This is a genomic window from Micromonospora sp. NPDC050686 (assembly GCF_040654475.1).
Lineage (GTDB): Bacteria > Actinomycetota > Actinomycetes > Mycobacteriales > Micromonosporaceae > Micromonospora.
In genome coordinates this window covers 1-21,950 of the sequence record NZ_JBFAID010000080.1, presented here as the reverse complement: position 1 = coordinate 21,950, position 21,950 = coordinate 1, and the positions used below count along the sequence as shown (strand labels likewise).

At 68.5% G+C, this 21,950-nt stretch carries 18 protein-coding genes and 3 pseudogenes; 14 read left to right on the top strand and 7 right to left on the bottom strand.

The genetic code is table 11. The annotated features are described in order from the left end of the window. Nucleotides 1–162 precede the first annotated feature (162 nt). Nucleotides 163–397, top strand: a pseudogene (locus tag AB0H57_RS30625) (IS3 family transposase); the annotation flags it as partial. Nucleotides 398–696: 299 nt separating this feature from the next. Here AB0H57_RS30625 and AB0H57_RS30620 read toward each other — a convergent pair. The 5 genes and pseudogenes from AB0H57_RS30620 to AB0H57_RS30600 form a co-directional block, all read right to left on the bottom strand. Continuing rightward, nucleotides 697–2,991, bottom strand: coding sequence for a TIM barrel protein (locus AB0H57_RS30620; RefSeq protein ID WP_357512153.1), 2,295 nt, complete (start codon nt 2,989–2,991; stop codon nt 697–699). A gap of 589 nt (nt 2,992–3,580) precedes the next feature. Beyond that, nucleotides 3,581–4,618 carry a LacI family DNA-binding transcriptional regulator gene (locus AB0H57_RS30615; protein WP_357512152.1) on the bottom strand — a complete coding sequence of 346 codons (1,038 nt, stop codon included), beginning with the start codon at nt 4,616–4,618 and terminating at the stop codon, nt 3,581–3,583. A gap of 392 nt (nt 4,619–5,010) precedes the next feature. Further along, nucleotides 5,011–6,651, bottom strand: coding sequence for an ATP-dependent DNA helicase RecQ (locus AB0H57_RS30610; protein ID WP_357512151.1), 1,641 nt, complete (start codon nt 6,649–6,651; stop codon nt 5,011–5,013). A 403-nt stretch (nt 6,652–7,054) separates the two neighbouring features. Continuing rightward, nucleotides 7,055–7,888, bottom strand: a complete 834-nt coding sequence (locus tag AB0H57_RS30605; protein ID WP_357512150.1) for an SgcJ/EcaC family oxidoreductase — start codon at nt 7,886–7,888, stop codon at nt 7,055–7,057. Nucleotides 7,889–7,981: 93 nt separating this feature from the next. Next, a pseudogene (locus AB0H57_RS30600) lies at nt 7,982–8,379 on the bottom strand (sigma factor); the annotation flags it as partial. 142 nt (nt 8,380–8,521) lie between these two features. Between AB0H57_RS30600 and AB0H57_RS30595 the strand changes: the two are divergent. The 7 genes from AB0H57_RS30595 to AB0H57_RS30565 all read left to right on the top strand — a co-directional run bounded on the left by AB0H57_RS30595 (nt 8,522) and on the right by AB0H57_RS30565 (nt 12,889). Next, the gene (locus tag AB0H57_RS30595; protein WP_357512149.1) at nt 8,522–9,553 is read left to right on the top strand and encodes a hypothetical protein; all 1,032 of its coding nucleotides are present in this window, start codon (nt 8,522–8,524) and stop codon (nt 9,551–9,553) included. Between the two features lie 63 nt (nt 9,554–9,616). Beyond that, a complete protein-coding gene (locus AB0H57_RS30590; protein WP_357512148.1) occupies nt 9,617–9,916 on the top strand; it encodes a hypothetical protein in 300 nt (99 codons plus the stop codon). Between the two features lie 707 nt (nt 9,917–10,623). After that, on the top strand, nt 10,624–10,860 hold the full coding sequence (locus AB0H57_RS30585; RefSeq protein WP_357512147.1) for a hypothetical protein: 237 nt from the start codon (nt 10,624–10,626) through the stop codon (nt 10,858–10,860). 35 nt (nt 10,861–10,895) lie between these two features. After that, the gene (locus AB0H57_RS30580) at nt 10,896–11,132 is read left to right on the top strand and encodes a hypothetical protein (protein WP_357512146.1); all 237 of its coding nucleotides are present in this window, start codon (nt 10,896–10,898) and stop codon (nt 11,130–11,132) included. Nucleotides 11,133–11,362: 230 nt separating this feature from the next. Next, the gene (locus AB0H57_RS30575) at nt 11,363–11,980 is read left to right on the top strand and encodes an LUD domain-containing protein (RefSeq protein WP_357512145.1); all 618 of its coding nucleotides are present in this window, start codon (nt 11,363–11,365) and stop codon (nt 11,978–11,980) included. A 184-nt stretch (nt 11,981–12,164) separates the two neighbouring features. Continuing rightward, nucleotides 12,165–12,266, top strand: coding sequence for a carboxymuconolactone decarboxylase family protein (locus tag AB0H57_RS30570; RefSeq protein WP_357512144.1), 102 nt, complete (start codon nt 12,165–12,167; stop codon nt 12,264–12,266). A 23-nt stretch (nt 12,267–12,289) separates the two neighbouring features. Beyond that, on the top strand, nt 12,290–12,889 hold the full coding sequence (locus AB0H57_RS30565; RefSeq protein ID WP_357512143.1) for a nuclear transport factor 2 family protein: 600 nt from the start codon (nt 12,290–12,292) through the stop codon (nt 12,887–12,889). Between the two features lie 56 nt (nt 12,890–12,945). On the opposite strand, the pseudogene AB0H57_RS30560 reads toward AB0H57_RS30565, so the two are convergent. Further along, nucleotides 12,946–13,110: pseudogene (locus tag AB0H57_RS30560) on the bottom strand (IS6 family transposase); the annotation flags it as partial. 56 nt (nt 13,111–13,166) lie between these two features. On the opposite strand from AB0H57_RS30560, the gene AB0H57_RS30555 reads away from it, so the two are divergent. The 3 genes from AB0H57_RS30555 to sigJ all read left to right on the top strand — a co-directional run bounded on the left by AB0H57_RS30555 (nt 13,167) and on the right by sigJ (nt 15,012). Further along, nucleotides 13,167–13,538, top strand: a complete 372-nt coding sequence (locus AB0H57_RS30555; RefSeq protein ID WP_357512142.1) for a DoxX family protein — start codon at nt 13,167–13,169, stop codon at nt 13,536–13,538. Nucleotides 13,539–13,578: 40 nt separating this feature from the next. Beyond that, nucleotides 13,579–14,007, top strand: coding sequence for an ester cyclase (locus AB0H57_RS30550; RefSeq protein WP_357512141.1), 429 nt, complete (start codon nt 13,579–13,581; stop codon nt 14,005–14,007). Nucleotides 14,008–14,133: 126 nt separating this feature from the next. Next, on the top strand, nt 14,134–15,012 hold the full coding sequence (gene sigJ / locus AB0H57_RS30545; RefSeq protein ID WP_357512140.1) for an RNA polymerase sigma factor SigJ: 879 nt from the start codon (nt 14,134–14,136) through the stop codon (nt 15,010–15,012). A 418-nt stretch (nt 15,013–15,430) separates the two neighbouring features. Here sigJ and AB0H57_RS30540 read toward each other — a convergent pair whose 3' ends face one another. Beyond that, the gene (locus AB0H57_RS30540; protein WP_357512139.1) at nt 15,431–16,378 is read right to left on the bottom strand and encodes a helix-turn-helix domain-containing protein; all 948 of its coding nucleotides are present in this window, start codon (nt 16,376–16,378) and stop codon (nt 15,431–15,433) included. 9 nt (nt 16,379–16,387) lie between these two features. On the opposite strand from AB0H57_RS30540, the gene AB0H57_RS30535 reads away from it, so the two are divergent. The 3 genes from AB0H57_RS30535 to AB0H57_RS30525 all read left to right on the top strand — a co-directional run bounded on the left by AB0H57_RS30535 (nt 16,388) and on the right by AB0H57_RS30525 (nt 21,852). After that, entirely contained in the window at nt 16,388–16,780 is a 393-nt protein-coding gene (locus AB0H57_RS30535) for a DUF899 family protein (protein ID WP_357512138.1), read from the top strand. A gap of 130 nt (nt 16,781–16,910) precedes the next feature. Further along, on the top strand, nt 16,911–18,557 hold the full coding sequence (locus tag AB0H57_RS30530) for a DJ-1/PfpI family protein (protein ID WP_357512137.1): 1,647 nt from the start codon (nt 16,911–16,913) through the stop codon (nt 18,555–18,557). Between the two features lie 259 nt (nt 18,558–18,816). Next, a complete protein-coding gene (locus AB0H57_RS30525) occupies nt 18,817–21,852 on the top strand; it encodes a glycoside hydrolase family 38 C-terminal domain-containing protein (RefSeq protein WP_357512136.1) in 3,036 nt (1,011 codons plus the stop codon). Nucleotides 21,853–21,950: the final 98 nt, after the last annotated feature.

Sequence of the window (21,950 nt, the reverse complement as noted above, 5' to 3'; positions counted from 1 at the left end):
TGGCCTCCATGGTCATCGTTGCTTCGCAACGTCGATCATGGACACCCTCGCTTCTATTCGCTGCCCCGTACCCCTTGGAATAGATCGTCTAGGTGTTCTGCCCACGCGCTCGGTCGCCGCGACTGTGCGTGGCGACCGAGCGTTGGTGTCGGAAGGTACCTCATGAAGGCATCCATGGCTGTCACGGCGCTACGCAACGCGATCGGACTACGCGATCCGGCCGGCACCACCGGTCCACTCGGGCAGGGGCAGCCAAGTTCCGGTCGAAAAGTTCGTCAAAGCGTTACGACGCAACGGTTTGACCAGCTCGATGGGCGGCGTCGGCGCCTATGGCGACAACGCCGCGATGGAATCGTTTCTCGCCCTGCTGCAACGCAACGTCCCGGACCGGCAACGCTGTCAACCAAACCCGGGGCAGTCCCGACCGTGTACGGCGGGTCGGCGGGTGTAGCCGCGTAGCCGTTTCCCGGGGCCAGAGCCGAGATCAGTGAACAGACCGGCGCCAGGATGCCGCAGGTCAGCGTACGTTTTCCGAAGGATCTCATGGGCTGCTCCTCCGAAGCGATCGCTTGTTCGCTGCGGCCTGGCGAGCGCCGCAGGGTGACGGGAGCAGGGTTAGCCAACGCCGGTTGCCGAAACGGTTGCGGCCCTCCCCCGTGCCGCGGTCAACGTGACACAGGGAAGGGCCGGCCGGTGTTATTTGGTCCACGCCTCGATGAGCGCCTGTGCCGCAGCCTTCAGGTCCTGCCTTGCCGCCGCCGTGACATGCTCGTCCATCGCCGGCTCCTCCAGATGCCGCACGAAGTCCTGCATACGCTTGGCCGCCTGCTCCTTCGAGCCCTTGGCCAGATGGTTACTCGCGCTGTCCAGCGTGTTGGAGAGTTGGGGCACCAGCGGACCACGGACCTCGCCCGCCGAGACATAGAAGTCCAGCATCTGCCGAATGGCGGCGGTACCCTTGCCGTCGTCAGTTCGAGTCATCTCGATCGAGCGGTAGACGGACTCGACAATAGACGGCCCGAGCGGCCCGAGCAGCCTGACCTCACCATGGTCGCCGATGATGCCGTCGAACTTGTACTGGTACCTTCCCTCAGGCGTGGACGTTCCGACGAGAGTGGCGCTGAGAGATCCGATGACCTGGCCGTTGGAGTCGTGCACCTTGATCTCCGCGGCCGGGTCGGCCACATCCGCGAATGCCATGCCGGATAACCTGCCGTCGACGTACGTCAGGTCAGTGAATCCCGCGATCTCGCTGCGGTCCTTCGTGCGGTCCAACGATGCTTTCACGGCACCGAGGAACGCGCTGATCTGCTCGTAGGGTGGTTCCGGAAGATCACGTGGGTATCCCGGCTCATCCCGGACCCACAACAGCTCCACCGGAATGTAGCCGCGGTAGTCGCTGTAGCGGACGTCGGTGAACAGCTTGTCCAGGTCCATCGTCGTGTCGGTCTCGGCGCCCGCCGGCCGCTTCTTCACCTGGAAGTTGTTCGAGTACGGAAGCACCTCGGCGATGTCGGCGTACCAGTCGTAGTCCAGGCCGGTCGTGTAGCGGAACGGCCGGTAGTAGCCGGTGTCGTTCACGATTCCGACGTTGGCGTGGTCGATCCACTTCAGGAGCTGGATGGTCTGGCCTGCCGTCGCGGTCATGTCCCCATGGTTCTGGAGACCGATCTGAACTCCCTTGGCGGCACCGTACTCGGCCAGCTGACGCACGGCGGGGACGATCCGCTCTCGGGCGACCGTCTCCCATCCGAGGCTGTTGATGTCGGTCGGCACCGGTCCGGAGAACACCCGGATCACCGGAGCGCCCATCTCGGCGGCGATGTCGATCCAGTACTTCCCGCGCTCGACGTCGAGGGCACGTCTGGCAGCGCTGGGATCGGCGAAGTTGTTCTGATATCCGGTACCGCTGATCTCGATACCCAACTCCGCGGCCAGCTGCCGGATCTGGCGGGCGTACGCCTTGATCTGAGCGTCAGGCAACGTGGGCATCTCTGTGTTGCTGTACCCGGGGATGTAGTAGGCGGTGACGTCGACGGCATCGAAGCCTGCCTCGGCTGCCCACCGAATCGATGCCAGAGTGTCGAGTTGCGGGGTGTCCTGACGGTTGTTCAACCAGGCGCTGAGGTTGAGGCTGAAGCTGTAGAGGTTGAGGCTGACCTTGTAGTCGCCTCTGAAGTACTCCCGATCGCGGTACCGGACGCTGTCCGACCCGCCGATTCGACCGCAGTAATCGCCGCAGATCTCCGGAGTGTTGGGCGCGGCGGGATCGTCCGGGCTGCTGGAGTCGTCACCGATCAACCTGATCCGGTACTGCTGGAAGTAGCTGTGTGTGCGGTAGACCTCGAGTGCCGACTCCACCGGGACGTAGATGGTCAAGCCGGTCGCGTAGAGGAACCAGTTCCCCTGCCCCAGCAGCGCAGGTGGTTCCTCTCCGAGCGTCAGCGACGACAACGACACCGCGTTGTAGAACGCCCGGTTGTCGATCGACTTCACCCGCGGCAGGTACGCGCTCTCCAACGCCACGTTGTTGTTGAACGCAAGCCCGTTCAGTACGGTCACATTCGGCATCTCGACTTTGACGAGCGTGCCGACGTCGTAGAACGCCCTCGATCCGACGACGGTCGTGTTGTCCAGCTTCAGATGCCTGAGCGAAGTGTTTCCACTGAACGCGCTCGTCGGCACTGTTGAGTCGGTGAAGTCCGCCGATCCGACGACCGCGAGATCGGTGAGCGCCGTGAGACTTTCGTTGATGAAGCGGCTATCGGTGCTGTTCAATACGCCGCCGTCGACTACCAGGCCGTGGACGTCGGCGTAGTCGACGCCAGCAGCGTCGATCGCGGTCCGCAGTCCTCCGCCTGCGTCCGAGACGCGCACTGTCAACGTGCCCGCTTCAGTGACCTGCTCCGCTTGAGCGTTGCCCGGAACAGCCAGAGACAGCATGCCTGCGACGGCGAAATAGGTTAGGACCCTTCTGAGGTGGTGGTTCATCGCGTCCTACCTCCTTGGTAAGCGCTTTCCGTATGAGCGGGCTCAAGGTATCTCAGAAGCTCACAGCCGTCTAGCCTCGATCGCCTGCGGCGGACCTCGGAACGTCCGACCCGGCCAATTGATCGATTGCAAGCGATATCCCCCTGGTCGGACGCGTGGCTGCGGGCCGTCCGGCACGGCGCGTTGGCCTTCTTGGGTCCTTCCGTCAGTACGCCAGGGATGAGCTGGTGAGCCCGGGACGCGGGCAACGCCACCACCGTCAGCAGGCCGAGCCCGGCGACCAGGCTAACGACGGCGCGTACGGCCCCGACGAGAGACCACTCGAGCGAGCGTTTCGTACGTCGTTGCGGCCTTGCGCCCTCGGATGTCAGCCAGTCGAGCACGGCGTGGGTAGCGGGTGGCCGGAGTCCCCCCGAGGATGAGACGCCTACGACGCAGTCACCGGCGCCGCCGGCCGGAAGCTGCCCGGACAGCGCTTACCACTCAGGCTCCTAGCCACGCCTGCGCCGGCACTGTGCAACGTCCGCTTCGTCGAGGCTGCTGGCGCCTCGCCAGTGCCAAACCGCGGGGATCGGCGAGGGCGGACTGGTCACGTGGGGCGAGCCGTACTGTCACGGAGAATCACTTGGCCCTTGACGCGCCGTAGGCGTGGGCGGTCCGCCCGCTCGGCGACGACCAGTTCGAGCGCCATTGCGCCGACGGCGTCGAGCGGCATCTGCACGGTCGTAAGGCTCGGTGTCACGTCCCGCAAGGTAGCGATGTCGTCGAAACCCGCCACGGCGAGGTCCTCGGGCACCCGGACGCCGCGGTGACGGCATGCCGCCATCGCGCCCACCGCCATCACATCAGTTACCGCGAAGACGCAGTCGGGAGCCAGTCCAAGGTCGAGGGCACTGGTCATGGCCTCGAAGCCCCCGTCCCGGGTGAATTCGCCGCGGAGCACCTGGTCCCTCGACAACTGGATGGAGTGGCGTGCGAGTCCCTCTCGAAAGCCCTGGACCCGATCGGTGGAGGTGCGCAACTTGGATGGACCCGCGAGCACCAGGAACCGCCGATGACCCAACTCGGCCAGGTTTTCGGCCAGGAGACGGGCGCCGGACCGGTTCTCGAGCACGATGGTGTCGAACCGTGCCCGCCCCTGACTGATGAACACAGCTCGGCCACCAGCCGACTCGAACTCGACCAGTTCGTGCTCCAACTGTTCCTGCGCCACCAGGTCGTCTACGCGGGAACCCGCCACGATGAGGGCGCGTGCACGCTGACCGCGCAGGGTTCTCGCATACTCGACCTCCCGGTCCGGCCGCCGCCACGTGTTGAAGATCGTCACGACGAGATTCTGTTTCTCCGCGGCACGCATCACCCCGGTGGCGATCGAGGAGAAGTACGGGTCGGCGATGTCGTGGACAAGCAGACCAAGCACGTTGGTGCTGCCTCGAGCCATCGCCTGAGCGGGAGCGTTGGGCGCGTACGCGAGCTTGCCCGCGGCCGTTAGCACTCGCTGCCGCATATCCTCGCGAACTCGGCGGCTGCTGCCGTTGAGGGCGCGCGAAGCCGTGGCCAGCGAGACGCCCGCCTCGCGAGCGACATCAGTCAAGGTGGCGATGCCTCTGATCCTATCCTGCGACACCGCAAGCTCCCGAGCCGACTAGACGCGAACGGTGGTGGGGGCCAGGCTAGCCAGGAGCGTACCTGACCCGACGACTGGATCCCATACGCACTCAGTACGCGGTTCCGCCGCCGCGTGCGACTCATTATGTCACTGCTTGGGAAAACGCTTCCGATGCCCTGTCTGAACTGCCAAAACATCGCGATGGGCCACATGCGGCGCGGCATCCAGCCGGCTGTTGCACTAGCCTCGGCCTTTCGCGGCGGTCGTGATCTTGGTGTGTGGCGAGTCGGTTGATATGGCGAAGTGCCTGCCACGTAAGGAAAACTGCTCGGTGTCGAGTCGTGCAGGTTCAGCGGCACGGACATGCGCGCCGTGACACGGGATCCGCACGCCGGCAGACCCGGCACCCCTCAGCGGGGAGGTGTCTCGATCGTCAGCAGGTCCTGTGCCGTCACGACGGAGACCGACAGGATCTTGTAGCCGACGTCGTCGAAGAGCACGGTCATGCTGTCCTGCTCGTACCCGAGGACCATGCCCGACCCCCACTTCGGGTGCCGCACCGTGCTGTGCAGCGGGTACGGCCCGTCGTCCGGGAGCACCTCGGAGGTGCCGCCCTGGCAGTTGTCGCAGTGCCCGCAGGGTCGGCTCAACTGCTCCCCGAAGTAGCCCAGCAGCGACTGCAGCCGGCAGCCCTGGCTCTCCGCGAAGCGGCGCATCATCTCGGTGCGTGACCGCTGCCCGGCCTGGTGGCGGGCGTTCTCGGTCAGCGCCTCCCGCGCCGCTTTGTCGGGCAGCGGCGCGTGCGGCGGGACGCTGAGCTGGCCCCTGGCTCCCGTCACCACCGCGCCCACCTGCTCAAGCAGGCTGAGGTGGCTGGCCACCTTACGCTGCCCCAGACCGGTGGACTTCACCACGGCCGCGCGCGTCACCGGGCCGCTGTGCAGTGCGGCGGCGACCGCTCTCAGCTCGTGCAGGTCAGGCGCACCGCCGTTGAAGAAGCGTTGCAAGGCGATGTCCTCGGCCCGATACAGCAGCAGGGCCTGGGCCGGCTCACCGTCGCGGCCCGCCCGCCCGATCTCCTGAAGGTAGCTGTCCGGCGAGTCGGGCAGCGCCACGTGTGCCACCCAGCGGATGTTGGGCTTGTCGATGCCCATCCCGAACGCTGACGTGGCGACCATGATCGGCACACGGTCGGCGAGGAAGTCTTCTTGACTGCGGTGGCGCACCCCGGCCGCCATGCCGCCGTGGTACGCCTGCGCCTGGTGGCCCGCGTCGGACAGCCGTTCGGCGAGGTCCTCGGCGGCACGACGGGTCGGCACGTACACGATGCCGGGTGGGTCGGTCTCCTTGAGGAAGGTGAGCAACCGGCGCCACCGATAGTCCTCACTGGGGCAATGCTTGGCCGCCACGAAGAGGTTCGGGCGGTCCAACCCGGACAGAATGAGCCGCGGCTTGCGCATGCCGAGCCGGGTGGTGATGTCCTCGCGTACGGGCGGTGACGCCGTCGCGGTCAGCGCCACGATCGGGGGCCGGCCCAGGCCGCGGATCAGGTGACCGATGCTGAGGTAGTCGGGGCGGAAGTCGTGCCCCCACGACGAGATGCAGTGTGCCTCGTCGACCGCCACCAGCGCGGGACGCAGCGCACGCACCTCGGCCAGCCGATCCGGCGAGCTGAGCTGCTCCGGCGTGATGAACAGGAATGTCGCCGCACCCGAGCGCAGTTCGGCCAGCGCGGCCGCCTGTTTGCTGGGGCTCTCCGCGGAGCTGATCCGGACCGCCCGCAACGCCGGATCCCCCCGCTCGTTGAGGTTGCCGATCTGGTCCTGCTGCAGCGCCAGCAGCGGCGAGATCACCACGGTAGGACCACGCATCAGTGTGGCGGGCACCTGGTAGACGGCGGACTTCCCACCACCGGTGGGCAGCACGACCAGCGCGTCCCGGCGGGCCAGCAACGCACGCATCGCGCGCAGTTGGGCCGGGCGTAGCTTCTGCCAGCCGAAGTGTCGGCGGGCGGCGCGGCGTAGCCGCAGCGAGCGGAAAAGGATCATCATCGCCGCGCATGCTAACCAACCGCACCGACCGGCGTAAGATCAACGCTGCGTCACATCTCCTGCGCCACGTCGAGGTTGACGAACCGTGGGTTGCCCTTGGCCAGTCGTCTGCTCGGCGTACGACGAGGTTTCGGGACGCTTGCTGTGCGCCATGGCCTGTTCGAAGCTGGTAACTCGGCCACCAGAATGAAGTGTTCTGGTTTGTCCCGGTCCTCGGCGAAGATCCTCGGGTGGGGCCGGCCGCGCATCCGTGCCAGATGCCGCCAGCCCGACCGCGCCGGGTCGGGAATCAGGGGCCGGCGACCCGGGCCAACAGCATGTCGGCCGGGCCGAGGCCGGCCCGGCCGTAGAACGACCGCGACGGCTCGCTGGGGCTCAGGCCCGGCTCTCGCCCAAGCGGATATCACGGGCGCAGGTCGGTTTTGGCTTCGCCGGTGGCCGGGTCGAACGGGACGGAGACGTGCTGGTGCACCATCACCCACGTACCGTTGCGGCGCTCGAACACCCGGGTGCCGCGCGACCAGCTGTCGGCCGCCGCACCGTCGGCCGACTCGATCCGGACGTGGTTGAGCCCCCACGCGACCGCCAGGTCCTGCCGCGCCAGCACCGTCAGGTCCGGCACGTCGAGGCTGACCGCGGCCCCGCCGGCGTCGAGGTTGCGGGCGCAGTTCTCCCGTACAGCGTCCACGCCGACGTACTGCAGCGGCGTCTCGTGCTCGTAGGAGACCACGTCGTCGGCGATGCTGCTCATCAGCCCGTCCAGATCCTTGGCAGCGGTGGCGGCGGACCACCGCTCGTGCACCCGGCGTACCTCACCGTCGGCGTCGAGCTCGTCCCCGCTCGAGGTGTACGGGAACGAGTGGTGTTCGTGGGCGACAACCCACCGGCCGTCCTCCTTACGCAGGCCCAGGGTCAGCCGCAGCCGGTTGTCCGGGTTGGCGGCGAACTCGTCCGCCGTGCCGCAGCGCAGCAGCGCGTGGGCGTACGCGACGTCCTGGCCGGCGGTGACCTCCACCGACTCGATCTCGAATGACGCGCCGCCCGCCTGCCACCGGAAGAACGGCGGCCAGGTTTCCCGGTACGCGTCGATCCCGCGCACCCCCTCGTACGGCGGCGGCACGTCGTACATCACGATGTCCTTTGCGTGGTCCGCGAGGACCGCGTCCAGGTCGCCTCGGTGCACCGCCTCGGCCCAGCGCTCGATCAACGCGCGGATCTGCTCTTCGTCGGACGCCATGTTCGGTCCTTTCCGGGTTACGGGTTGCCGTCAGGACTAACAACCCCGGCCGTGCCGGAAAGTCATCGCACGCTCCCGCGCCGGGTAGGCCGCCCGCGCCTCGGGGCTCAGCTCCGCGGTCCAGGCCAGCATCCGCTCCGGGTACGGCTGAAGCCGCGCCCGTTCGGCCAGCGGCGCTCCCTCCGGGCTCAGGTCGGTGGGCAGTTCCCGCCGGCCGCGCCGCTGGATCAGGGTCAACGACCGGTTCGCCGCGATCTCGTACGGCCACGGCCGGATCGAATCGCCGTCAAGGCGGCCGATGGCCCGCCAGGCCCGGTCGAGGGTCTCCTGGACGGCGTCCTCGGCGTCGTGAACCGACCCGAGCAGGCGGTAGCAGTGCGTTCGCAGTTCGTCCCGCAAGGGTCGAGCAGCCGGCCAAGGGCGTCGCCGTCCCCTGCCCGGGCCGCGGCCAGCAGGCCGCCGGTCGTCGGCCCGCCCGCCGCCTCGATCATGTGGCCACGTTGCGTCTCACCCGAGCCACGCTATGTCAGGACCGAGCGCGGCCCGCGTGAATACCGTCCGCCATCCGGACTCGAGTGCGCTGCCAGCTACAGGTATTGACCGGCGCCACTTTGACTTCTACCCTTCTGCGCCATGATTATCAACCTCCGCCGGCTGCTGGCGATGCTGGCCGCCTTCGTGGCGGTCAGCGTTGTCGGCATGCCCGAAGCGGTCGCCGCAGGTCCGCTGCCCCTCAACGACCTCGGCACCGGCACCTACCTCGGCTTCCAGGGCGGGCTGTATCCCGCCGGCCGCAACACCATGCCCGGCACCCACCACACCACCGGCATCAACCGGGCCCTGCGCGTACGCCCTGTGGACACCGCCGGTAACCCGAGCGCCAACGGCAAGTACGTCCTCCTCTCCATCGGCATGTCCAATACCACCCAGGAGTTCTGCTCCAGCGAGGGCGGCGGACAGTGCGCGCCATACTCCTTCATCGGCCAAGCCGCCGTGGACCCGCAGGTCAACCACGACAAGCTGGTCATCGTCGACGGCGCCGAAGGCGGCCAGACCGCGGGCACCTGGGATTCTCCGACCGACGCCAACTACAACCGGGTCCGCGACACCAGGCTCGCGTCCCTCGGCCTCACGGAGCGACAGGTGCAGATCGCCTGGGTCAAGGTCGCCAACGCCGGCCCGTCGGTGTCCCTGCCCGCGTCCAACGCCGACGCGTACCAGCTCGTCACCCAGCAGGGCAACATCCTCCGGGCGCTGAAGAAGCGCTATCCCAACCTGCAGCAGGTCTTCTTCTCCAGCCGCATCTACGCCGGCTACGCCACCACCAACCTGAACCCCGAGCCGTACGCCTATGAGACGGGCCTCGGCGTCAAGTGGGTGATCCAGGCTCAGATCACCCAGATGTCGGGGGGCGGCACCGACCCTCGGGCAGGCAACCTCGACTACAACGGCACCGTGGCCTGGGCGGCCTGGGGTCCGTATCTCTGGGCCAACGGCCTCCAGCCCCGCTCCGACGGGCTCATTTGGGAACGGTCAGACTTCAATTCCGACGGGACGCATCCGGCCGCGTCGGGGCGGCAGAAGGTGGGGAGCATGCTGCTCCGATTCTTCAAGACCTCCCGGCACACGGCCTGCTGGTTCACCGTCAGCGGCAGCTGCGCATAGTCGCTGAGGCGAGACAGCTATAAGTGGGGCACCGACATCAGCGAGTGGGACCGCTTCTGGCTGGTGGACCGCTCGGTGGAGCCGGATCGGTGGCCGGTGGTCGCCCGGCAGGCGTTCGATGAGCCGTGGCACCAGTTCGACATGTCGACGGCGGAGTTCGTCTACGACGTCATGGCGGACCCGGAGTTCAAGCCGTTCACGGTGGCCGACACCGCGGCTGCCGTTCTACTTGCCGTACTGGGCGCCGTATCCGCCCAGAGGGCAACCCCACCCCTGGCGACAGCCGACCGTCCTCACCATCGGCCTCTTCGACAACCGAGGGTCTCGCCTACATCGAAGAACACGCTCGCGATCACACCATGATTCTGCCGCTTCACCTGAAGTGATCAACGCGGGCAGAAGCTTCCCAGCTTCGTGCAACAAGGCGGGTATGGATCTAACGAACCTCTCACAGACGGCGAACGAGGACCTCGGCTCCTTCTGCACCAGCCCCGTGCGTGTGGGTGCAGGTAGGCGACGACTGGCGTCGCCTGGGAAAGGTGTCAATGTAGGGATTGCAGGGCTGGTCGATCGGCAGTCTGCCTCCCTGTAACGGCGGACCTCGACGTGGCGCTGATCCACTAGGGACGACCGAAGGTGCGCGGCTCGCCCCTGGCCGGACGGGGACGCTGCGCCACCCCTCCCAGCCCCCGTCCGGCCCCCCACGTCCATGCCGCATCGGCTCCTCGACGCTGCCGGAGGCCCTGTGACCGCCAAATCGACCAGCCGCACCCCGCCGCCCCTGTGGCCAGGCACCAACAACCACGTACCGCCTTCTCGCTGGCCCGCCAATAACAAGCAGCCGGGGCCTGCCTGGTCGGAGCAGCCAACACGACCGTTGCGGCAAGTGCAGCCGGTACGGCAAAGCCGTGGGTTGCCCTACGCCGTGCTGGCCGGCGCCACCGTGATCACTGGATGCCTAGCAACGATCGTGGTTGTTCTGGCTCGATAGCCATCGGTACCCCTGGCCAGATGGAGACCTCCAGCCTGCGGTGGTGCCTTTGCACGGAAGGCCGCTCCGCGGAGCCGAGTTGGCCTTCTTCATCGCGGTCGGCAGGACGGGCGAGCGGACGGTCGGGCGATTGGTCGGCGAGGCGAGGACCGGCGACGACGGCGTGGCGCGCTACGTGCGCAAGCACGGCGTCGACGGCCTGACGTTCTCCGACGAGCGGATCGACCGTTACTCCGTGGAGTACAGCCCGATCAACAAGATCAATAACGTGCAGTACTGCCGGGCGCGCGGCGATGCCCGGCTGACCGTCGGCTGATTCACAAGTAGGCGCGCCTGCTGGTCGTCGTGGGCGTGGCAGGCGCAGTCGTGCTCGCGCTGGTCGGGTCGCCGCAGTCACCTGAGATGTTGTTCCTGACCGGGCCGGACAGCCCGGCACACATCGGCCCGCAGTTGGCGATCGCCCTCAGCGGCGCGGCCGCGATGGCCGTGGCCGTGCTGCTCGACCGCCTGGAGGTGGCTGGTCATCGTCGGGGTGAGCGGTGTGGCGGCCGCCTCGGCGATCCACACACCGCGGTAACCAAGGGCTGACGGCGACCCTCATGCGCGGCTCGGCAGACGCGTCCGCGCCGGCGTTCCCGATCCCTGCTGCCGTCGGATGTCTGTTTGCCTCTGCAGCAGGCTACTGGTCGTCGGGCTTTTCGGGGTGGCGCGGCAGGTCGCGTGCGTCGCCTCACATTCCGGGGGGCTGTCTTGTCGAACTAATGAGACGAACACATCATCCAGCGAACAGGAAACTCAGACACATCATGGCCACCTCAATGCGAGCAACCCCGTTCACCGACCCGGCGTCCGCGCAGCGCCTTGAACGGGCGGCCGCTGCGCTGACCGCACACGGTTTCACCGTGGAAGTCCTCGACGACGCCGCAGCCGCGCGTACCCGCGTCAAAGAGCTGATCCCGGAGGACGCCAGCGTGTTCACCGGGGCCAGCGAGACCCTCCGCCTGTCCGGCATCGATGAGGACATCAACGCCGGCGGGCGGTACCAGGCTGTCAAACCACGCCTCCTGGCCATGGACCGCGCCACCCAGATGGACGACATCCGGCGGGTGGGCGCCACCCCGGACGTCATGGTGGGCAGCGTGCACGCGGTCACCGAAACCGGCTCCCTCGTGATCGCCTCGGGCAGCGGAAGCCAGCTGCCCGGCTACGCCGGCGGCGCCGCCCGCGCGATCTGGATCGTGGGGGCGCAGAAGGTGGTACCTGACCTGGACACCGCGCTGCGCCGCGTCGAAGACCACTGCCTTCCGCTGGAGACCGCCCGCACCCAGAAGGTCCACGGGTCGCCCAGCGCCATCAACCGCCTCCTCATCCTCAACGCTGAATTCCAGCCCGAGCGCGGCACCGTCCTGCTGCTCCGCGAAGCCATCGGCTTCTGAATCACCCGCACTCCTCATTGGGGAAGGCACTTGAGGTGTCATCAGCGACGACCGTAAGGAGCACACGATGAATGCCCGCTTGAACCTGTCTGGCAGCCCGGTCGCCGCCAATTCCCCGAAGCAGACCATCGGGGCGGCCAAGCCGCTCAAGGACTAGACGCTGCCGGTCGCGACGATCGCGCTGGTGGAGATCCTCGCCAGCCAGATCAACGGCTGCGGTGCCTGCACCGACATGCACACGAAGGACGCCGCGCACCCGGGGAGACCTCCACCCGTCTCAACCTGATCGCGACCTGGCGGGAGGCCGCGGTGTCCACCGACGCCGAGCGCGCCGCCCTGGAACTGACCGAGCAGGGCACCCGCATCGCCGACGCTGCCTGCGGCGTCACCGACGAGGCCTGGGCCAACGCCGCCAAGCACTACGACGACGCACCGACATCATGGAGGATACAAATGAGCAACCTTGCGACCATCGCTGACCGCACCGAGATCGAGGTGCTGCGCGGCGAACACCTCGACGCGACCATGATCGGCGACTACGACCGTTTCGCGTCGCTGTTCACCAAGGACGCGGTGTGGCGGATTCCCTTCGCCAACGTCGAGCTCACGGGGTGGAAGGAGATCCGCGCCGGGATCGAACGGATGCAGGCTGCGTGGGAGTTCTGGGTGCAAAACACGCACCCGGGAACGATCCAGCTCGATGGCGACACCGCCTCCGGCCGGGAATACATCTTCGAGACCGGTCGCCAGCGCGACGGCAGGTCGGTCGTCATGTATGGCCTGTTCCACGACCGCTACCAGCGCACCCGGCATGGCTGGAAGTTCAACCAGCGCGTCCTCGAGCCCAGATACCTCGACACCACTCCGTTGACGGGCGCACCGCCCCAGGGATCCTGGGACGACCAGTAACCGGCGCCGTTGCGTTATCTGATCGGCGGACGTGTTGAACCGGGTTGGGCCTGTGGTCAGATCGCTTGGGCGAGTTCGATGAACGCAGCGGCGACCCGCGTGGTCGGCGGGGTGTCGACGGCGAGTTCGTGGTGGCCTCGGCGGACGTTCTGCATGAATGCGTGCCCCGCGATGACCGCCTGCGCTGACTTGTCCTTCCGTAGGCCGCGCATCGGTCTCACTGGGAGCGCGAACCAAGGTTCCTGGACTTTTCGGATGAGGACGAAAGAGACTCACGATGAACATCGCCCTCTGGACCACAGCCTCCCTGCTAGCCCTCGCGTTCTTGGGTTCCGGCATGACGAAAGTCGTCAAGTCCCGAGACGCCGTCGTTGCGGTCTACCCGTGGGCCGAAGACTATTCGCAGGGTCACATCAGACTCATCGGGGCAGCGGAGGTCCTCGGTGCCGTCGGCCTGATCGTTCCCCCGGCCGTCGGTGTCCTGAGCGTGCTGGGTCCCATTGCGGGGGCGGGCCTGGCCGTCTTGATGGCCGGCGCCGTCATCGTGCACCTTCGCCGCGGTGAGACCAACAACGTCGTGTTTCCGCTCGTGCTCTTGGTGCCTGCCGCAGCGCTGGCTGTCTTGCGCTTCGGGCCCTTCGCCTTCTGATCGCATCCAACCCTCACACACCCAAGGAGAGGTTTTCACGATGACTACCCCACAGACCAACAAGGCGGTCTACAAGCGGCTCCATGACGCGATCAACAGCCGGGATCTGGAGCTGATCTCGCGGACCGTCGACGAGGTGTTCCACCCCGATGCCGTGTTCCATGTGCCGGGGCCGGTGGGCGCCACGGCGCCCGAGGCTGTGAAGGGCGCCTGGGCGATGCTGCTTCGCGGGTTCCCCGACATCCAGGTCACAGTCGAGGACATGATCACAGAAGCTGACAAGATCGTCTTCCGGACCACCGTGACGGGAACCCATCAGGGCGAGTACCGCGGCCTGGCGGCCACTGGGAGAACCATCACCTACGACGAGATCTTTATCATTCGCTTCTCCGAGGGCAGGGTCGCCGAAGTATGGGGGGTCGTCGACGTCTTCTCCCAGCGCCAGCAGCTCGGTGAGCGGATCCCGTGACCTCATAGGCAGCCGGTGTATTTCGTCGAAGACGGCAGAGACGAGACCTTATGGAGGCGTGCACCCACAATGGCCACAAGTGACCGACCACGCCACAGTCCGGACGACTCGGGGCTGAACGCGGTGATGAGCGAGCGGCGCCACCTGATCAACCTCGCCTACCGGCTCCTGGGTTCTCTTGCCGAAGCGGAGGATGCCGTCCAGGAGACCTACGCCCGCTGGTACGCCATGTCTGCGGAGCAGCGAGACGCCACCCGGTCCCCGGGAGGGTGGCTGACCACGGTCGCGGGCCGCATCTGCCTGAACGTACTTGGCTCGGCGCGAGCACGTCGAGAACGGTACGTCGGAGAATGGATCCCCGAGCCGCTACCCGAGTCCGCAGCGTGGTCGAGCGCGAGCGAGGCGCGGGGCGGTGCCGGTGACCCCGCAGACCGGATCACCCTCGACGAGTCGGTCACCATGGCCTTCCTCGTCACGCTCGAAGCCATGACCCCGGCTGAGCGTGTCGCCCTGATCCTCCACGATGTCTTCGGGTACCCGTTCCCCGAGGTCGCAAAGGTCGTCGGTCGAGCGCCCGCGGCATGCCGCCAGCTCGCCTCGTCAGCCCGTCGCCGGGCCCGCTCGTTCGACGTGACCCAGATGTCGAGGAACCGGCAGGCCGAGGCGGTTCGGGCGTTCAAGAAGGCATGGGAGGCCCAGGACATCGAAGCTCTGATCGGCCTTCTCGATCCCGACGTAACAGCGATCGCCGACAGCAACGGACTGGCGCAGGCGGCACTCGGGCCGATCGAAGGCGCCGAGCGCGTCGCCCGCCACTACCTCACCATCGCCGAACGAATGCCTGCCAGCGCGGCCGTGGTCGAGTGCGTGGTTAACGGTCAGCCTGGGCTCGCGGTGCAGCAGGACGGAGCCACGGTGACGGTCCTCGCGTTCGACATCGGCGAAAACAGGATCACGAATATCTGGGCGGTCCTCAACCCCGACAAGCTCCAGCGCTGGAGCTGAGCCGATAGCCGACGACTTGCGCGCACGAGCGATCCCGCGGGGGCGATCAGCTGTGGTCGGATCGTCGGCGCACGACGTCCTGTAGATCGTCCTCGACTGTGGGAAAATGCGGCTTCCAGTCAAGTTCCCGTTTGGCCCTGCTGCTGTCCAGGCTCAGGCCTGCGCGCACCATGAGCGTTCCGAGGTAGGGCGAGACGCGCAGCAGCCCGTTCGGCAACAGCAGCGGCGGTCTCCCGCCGACCGCGGCGGTGACTGCCTGCAGGTAGGAAGTCCACGTGCACGGCTGGTCGTCGGCGACGTTATACGCGCTCCCGGCTCGCCCGTTCGCCAGTAACGCCCGGATGCCTGAGTCACCGCTCCGCCGGCGCTGAGACAGGCCGGTTCCCCAGCACAACCCGCTCGGGGCAGTTTCGAAACGCTATGTGCGCCGACGGTGGGCCGCTCGGTACTGCGTCGGCGAGATGCCGAACCATGCGCTGAACGTCTGGCGCAGGGTCTCGCCGGAGCGGAACCCGGTGGCCTTGGCGATCGACGAGACGGCCTGGTCGGTGGTGACCAGGGCGGTGGCCGCTGCCTCCAGCCTCACTTGACGGACGAGCCGGGCCGGGGTCTGCCCAGCGTGGGCGACCAGCAGCCGGGTGAGGTGCCGTTCGCTAACACCGGCCACTGCGGCGAGCCGGGTGGTGGACAGCTCCGTGTCGGGATTGGCCGTGACGTGGTCGAGGACGCGCCGCACCACGGCGTGCTCGGGGCGCCGGGCACGCACGAACATGCTCATTTGCGCCTGGTTGCCCGGTCGCTGCATGTAGGTGACCATGCCCATGGCCACCCATCGGGCCAACTCGGCGCCGTGGTCGGCCTCCACGAACGCCAGGGTGAGGTCGAGTGCCGCGGTGACGCCGCCGGACGTCCACACGTGATCGTCCCGCACGAAGATCGGCGCAGGGTCGAATCGCACCGCCGGATACGCGGCGGCCAACTCGGCCGTATGGTGCCAGTGGGTGGTTGCCCGCCGGCCGTCCAGCAGACCGGCCGCGGCAAGCACGCTCGCACCAGTGCACACCGACGCCACGCGGCTCGAGCTGCGGGCCAGCCGCTGGACCTGAGCAAGCAGGGTGCCGTCCGCGGCGGCCTCGGCGTGCCCCAGACCGCCGGACACGACGAGGGTGTGCGTGCGGCTCACGTCCTGCAGCGCCACTTGGCTCGACAGCTCCAGCCCGGAGTCACAGCGCACCGCGCCACCGGACAGCGTGGCCAACCGCACGGCGTACGCGGGCGTCGCGCCGAGGCGGTTGGCCATGGCGAGACAGCTGGTGACGCTCGCAACGTCCACCAGCTCGATGCCGTCATAGCCGACGACGACCACACGCCGCTCGTGCACGATGCCATCGTAGGAGCGCGTGCAGGCTACACCCAGCCCTGGTATTCGGTGCGCGACGTGGACGCGCCGATCGGCGCCAGCATGGGTCACATCACCTGCTTCCTGCGCGACGGCGACCGCGCGTTCCTCACCTACTCCACGACGGGCCGTGGCAACGAGCCGACCGACGGGTCCCTCGCCCTGCTCGACATGACGCCTCACGGCCGCAGCGAGGCCTGGGAAGACAACCCCGAGGGCTGGCCCGAGGGACGTAACCCGTGCTGGTACTGGCGCTCGGACGCGGACGGAAACGCCACCTGGGGCCCGACCAGCCGCCCCGTGCCCCAGTGGACCCGCCCCGACGCGACCCCCGTGGAGACCCTCGGCCGCCACGGCCACCACCACTGACGAAGCTTCGTCGACGGCATCGGCAAAGGTGCCAGGTGCCGGACGGAACCTCCGGACAGTGCGCCCGCCCGCGCGCTCGCCGGTGGGCGAGCCACGGCGCCGCCTCTCAAACAACGGTTTGGAGACCACGATGCAACCCCTCTTCAGGTTCTGCGTCCATCTCCTCGAGATGGTCGTGGCCATGCTGGCCGGCATGTTCGCGCTGGGACCACTGTGGGCGTTGGCGCTGCCGGCCGCCATCGAGCACACGGACGTGCATACGCTGACGATGGCCACCGACATGGCCATCGGCATGGCGGTGTGGATGCGCGTGCGGGGCCACGGTTGGGCCGGCATCGGCGAAATGACCACCGCGATGTACGTGCCGTTCATCGTGCTGCTCGTGCCGTACTGGTTCGGCGCCGTCTCTGCCGGTGTCGTCATGACCGGCGGGCACGTGCTGATGGTGATCGCGATGGTCGCTGTCATGCTGCGGCGACGGTCGGAGTACACACACGGCGGGCACCGGCTGCCACGCCCCGTGGTACGGATAGGCGCGGTGGTGGCGGCGCTGGCGGTACTGCCGGTGTCGGTCGGCGCGGCAGTCGCCACGGCGAACACGCGAAGCGTGTACGCGCCGGCGCCGGCGCCAGGCACGCCGGCGCCGGCATCACGTCCCTTCGACCCGACGCTGCCGACCGCAGTCGTGGTGCTCGGCGCCGAGGGGGCGAACGTCGCGGACGCGTTCGGACCGTTCGAGGTGCTGGCCGTCACAGGACGCTTCAACGTCCTCACCGCCGCCCCGACCGCGGCGCCGGTCACCCTGACCGGCGGACTGGACCTGGTACCCGATGTCACGTTCGAGTCCCTGGCGACCCGGCTCGGTGGCCGTGCCGCGGACGTGGTCGTGGTGCCTGCCATGCCGCGCACCGACGAGCCGGCGGTGCTCGACTTCCTCCGGCGGCAGGCCGACGGCGGCGCGCTCATGCTCAGCGTCTGCTGGGGCGGCGGCGTCGCCGCGGCGGCCGGGGTGCTCGACGGGCACACCGCAACGTCGCACTGGTACTACCTGGACGGCCTTGAGAAGGACTTCCCTGAGGTGCGGTGGCAGCGCGGCGTCCGCTACGTCGACGACGGTCAAGTGATCAGCACGGCTGGCGTGCTCTCCGGCATCGACGGCACGCTGCGCGTGATCGAGCGGCTGGCCGGCACGCAGGTGGCCTCCGCAGCGGCAGCGGCCGTGGGCTGGCGTCACTACTCGCCCGGAACACCGCTGCCGATTCCCGTGCAACGCTTCGGGGCCGGCGACGCGATCGCCGCGCTGAACCAGTCGTACCGCTGGGACGCGCCCACGGCCGGGGTCCTGCTGACCGACGGCGTCGGTGAGCTCGAGCTCGCCTCGGTGTTCGTCACCTACACCGAGGCCGTCTACGCCGCCCGGACGCTCGCGGTGTCGTCAGGGGCCACGACCGTCCGCTCCCGGCACGGGCTCACGTTCGTGCCCCGCGCGACGCTTGCGGACCCACCGCAGCTGGACCGGCTGCTGGTGCCCGGCGCGGCCGCCGCCGCCCGGCATGACGCGCCCACGACGCACGACCTCCGGCCGACGTATCTGCACGCGGCGCCCGGTTTCGCCTTCGACGGGCCGTTGCGCGACATCGCAGCCAACGTCGATGTCGCCTCGGCTGCGTGGCGGGCCAAACTGCTGGAGTACCCGCCGGAGACATCACGCTCACTGGCCCTGGCTGGCCCTGGGAGCGCACCCTCCGCCCGGTCGCCCTGGCGCTGGCCGGCCTGACCCTGCTCGCCGGTGGGCTGGCCGTCGAGCGGCGCCGGGCACGCCGGCCGGTGCAGCTGGACGGCCACCGCGCTCGCTGGGAATCGCCCTCTGGGGTCGATACCAGAAATAGGGACCGCATAGGTCACCGGGATCGGCGAGCGACGCGGGGAGGCACTCACACCTGAGCGCAGCGACGTGGCAACGGAGCGTGGTGTGCGGCTATGGTGGCGATCCCACCCCAACGGGGTCCCGCCCCACCCCCACCCCGGAGTTCCGGATGCACCGGTCGCTGTCCAACCTGACGGAACGGATCGAACGCACTCTCCACGAACGGCTCATCCCGGCGCTGTACCGGGACGCCGAACCCGTACACGTCGAGGCGGCACACTTGCCCGGCGAGCCGGTGCCGGCGAGCGAGGGGCTGGCGATGGCGTACGCGCCCTTCGCGGTGGGTCAGCCGTGGGGGCCCGCGTGGAGCACCACGTGGTTCCGGTTCAGCGGAGAGGTGCCGGCGCGGATGCGCGGCGGCTGGGTCGAGCTCCTCGTCGATCTCGGCTTCGAGCGGGCCGGGCCGGGATTCCGGTCCGAGGGCCTCGCCTACACGGCCGACGGAACGCCGATCAAGGGCATCGAGCCACGGACGGCGTATGTACCGATCGCCCGGCCCGCCGCCGGAGGCGAGCGGGTCGAGGTGTACGTCGAAGCGGCCGCCAACCCCCGGTTCGACGGCAGCGTCTCCCTGCTCGGCGATCCGGAGACGGTGCCCGACCGCCCGCTCTATCGGCTGGACCGGGCGGAACTCGCGGTGCTGGACGAGGAGGTGCATGCGCTCGTCCTCGACGTACAGGTGTTGCACCAGCTGGCGCTGCAACTTGCCGAGACGGACCCCCGGCACCACGAGATCCGCCGGGCCCTGGAAGTAATGCTCGACGAGCTCGACGTCGCCGATGTCTCCGGCGGCGCCGCCGCCGCCCGCGCCCGCCTGTCCGGCGCGCTCGCCTCCCCCGCCGTGCCGAGCGCCCACCGGGTCACCGCCGTCGGGCACGCCCACATCGACTCGGCCTGGCTCTGGCCGGTACGCGAGACCATCCGCAAGACTTCCCGGACCTTCTCCAACGTCGTGGCGCTCGCCGACGAGTACCCGGAACTGGTCTTCGCCTGCTCCTCCGCGCAGCAGTACGCGTGGCTGCGGGAGCACCACCCGAAGGTGTACCGCCGCGTCGCGGAGAAGGTGGCCAACGGGCAATTCCTCCCGGTCGGCGGCATGTGGGTGGAGTCCGACACCAACATGCCGGGCGGCGAGGCGATGGTGCGCCAGTTCACCCAGGGCAAGCGGTTCTTCGCCGCCGAGTTCGGCGTCGAGCCCCGGGAGGTCTGGCTCCCCGACTCGTTCGGCTACTCGGCGGCGCTGCCGCAGCTCGCCCGGCTGGCCGGGTTCCGCTGGTTCCTCAGCCAGAAGATGTCCTGGAACCAGACCAACCGCTTCCCGCACCACACCCTCTGGTGGGAGGGCATCGACGGGAGCCGCGTCTTCACTCACTTCCCGCCCGCCGAAACGTACAGCTCGGAGCTGTCCGGCAAGGATCTGGCGCACGGGGTGCGCAACTTCGCCGAGCACGGGCGGTCCACCGTGTCCCTGCTGCCGTTCGGCTACGGGAACGGCGGGGGCGGCCCGACCAGGGAGATGCTCGAAACGGCGCGGCGAGTGGCCGACCTCGAAGGCTCGCCCAGGGTCGCCATCCGCACCCCCGCGGAGTTCTTCGCCGAGGCGGAACGGGAATACCCGGACGCCCCGGTGTGGAGCGGCGAGATGTACCTCGAATACCACCGGGGCACGTACACCAGCCAGTCGGCGATGAAACGCGGCAACCGGCGCACCGAGCACCTGCTCCGGGAGGCCGAGCTGTGGTCCACCGTCGCGGCGCTGCGGACCGGCCATCCGTACCCGTACGCCGAGCTCGACGCCATCTGGCAGGAAACGCTGCTGCTGCAGTTCCACGACATCCTGCCCGGCAGTTCGATCGCCTGGGTGCACCGCGAGGCGCGGCAGACGTACGCGAAGCTGGCGGACCGGCTGGAAGGGGTGATCGAGGCGGCGCTGACCGCCCTGACCGGCCCTGGGTCAGTGCCGTTGATCGCGAACGCCGCGCCGCACGAGCGGGACGGCGTACCGGCTCTCGGAGTCTCAGCAGGCCGCGGCGGCGGGGTCCCGGAGGTCTCGGTGCGGTCCGGACCGGACGGCACGGTGCTGGACAACTGCCTGCTCCGGGTGCGCCTCGACCCCGACGGGACGGTGTCCGCGATCCGCGACCTGGTCGCCGACCGCGACGTGCTTCGGCCCGGCACCGCGGCCAACGTCCTGCAACTGCACCCGGACACGCCCAACAAGTTCGACGCGTGGGACATCGAGGACTTCTATCGCCACCGGCGCCGCGACCTGACCGAGGTCACGAAGATCGTGGTCGAGGCGGACGATCCCCGGCAGGCCCGGGTCCGGGTGACCCGCGACGACCGGAACTCCGCGTACGTCCAGACCGTGTCGCTCGCGGCCGGCGAGCGCGTGCTGCGGTTCACCACCGAGGTGGACTGGCACGAGCGGGAGACCCTGCTCAAGGTCGCCTTCCCGATCGACGTCCAGGCCGCGCAGTCCAGTTCGGAGATCCAGTTCGGCCACGTGCAGCGACCGACCCACACCAACACATCGTGGGACGCGGCGAGGTTCGAGATCTGCGCGCATCGGTGGCTGCATGTCGGGGAGCCCGGGTACGGCGTGGCGCTGGTCAACGACGGCATATATGGCCACGACGTGAGCCGCCAACCACCGGGTGACGTATTGGGGGCGCAGCCGACCACGGTACGACTCTCCCTGCTGCGCGGTCCCCGCTACCCCGACCCGAACACCGACCGGGGCTCGCACCAATTCGGGTACGCGCTGGTCTGCGGCGCGGAGATCGCCGACGCGGTGCGCGAGGGTTACCGGGCGAACCTGCCGATCCGCCGGCACCTGGGCGCGCGACCGGTCGCTCCGCTGATCGAGGTGACCAACCCCGCCGTCGTGGTGGAGGCCGTGAAGCTGGCCGACGACCGGTCCGGTGACGTGATAATCCGGCTCTACGAGGCGCTCGGCGGCCGCGCCCGTACCCGGCTCACCGCGTCGTTCGATCTCGCGGAGGTGCGGGTCTGCGACCTGCTCGAACGGGACGACGCCGAGGTCAGTGCGCTCGCCCCGGTCTCGTTCGAGGGCAACGTCGTGGATCTCGCCCTGGGACCGTTCCAGGTCGTCACCCTCCGGCTTCGCCCGGCCCAGCGCTGATCCCCCGTTACCTTTTTGATCGTCCCCAGCCGGGGACTCCTCGGTCGCCCGGCTCGGTATGACTTACTGCCCCTGTCGTATGGATGATCCGGGGGGTG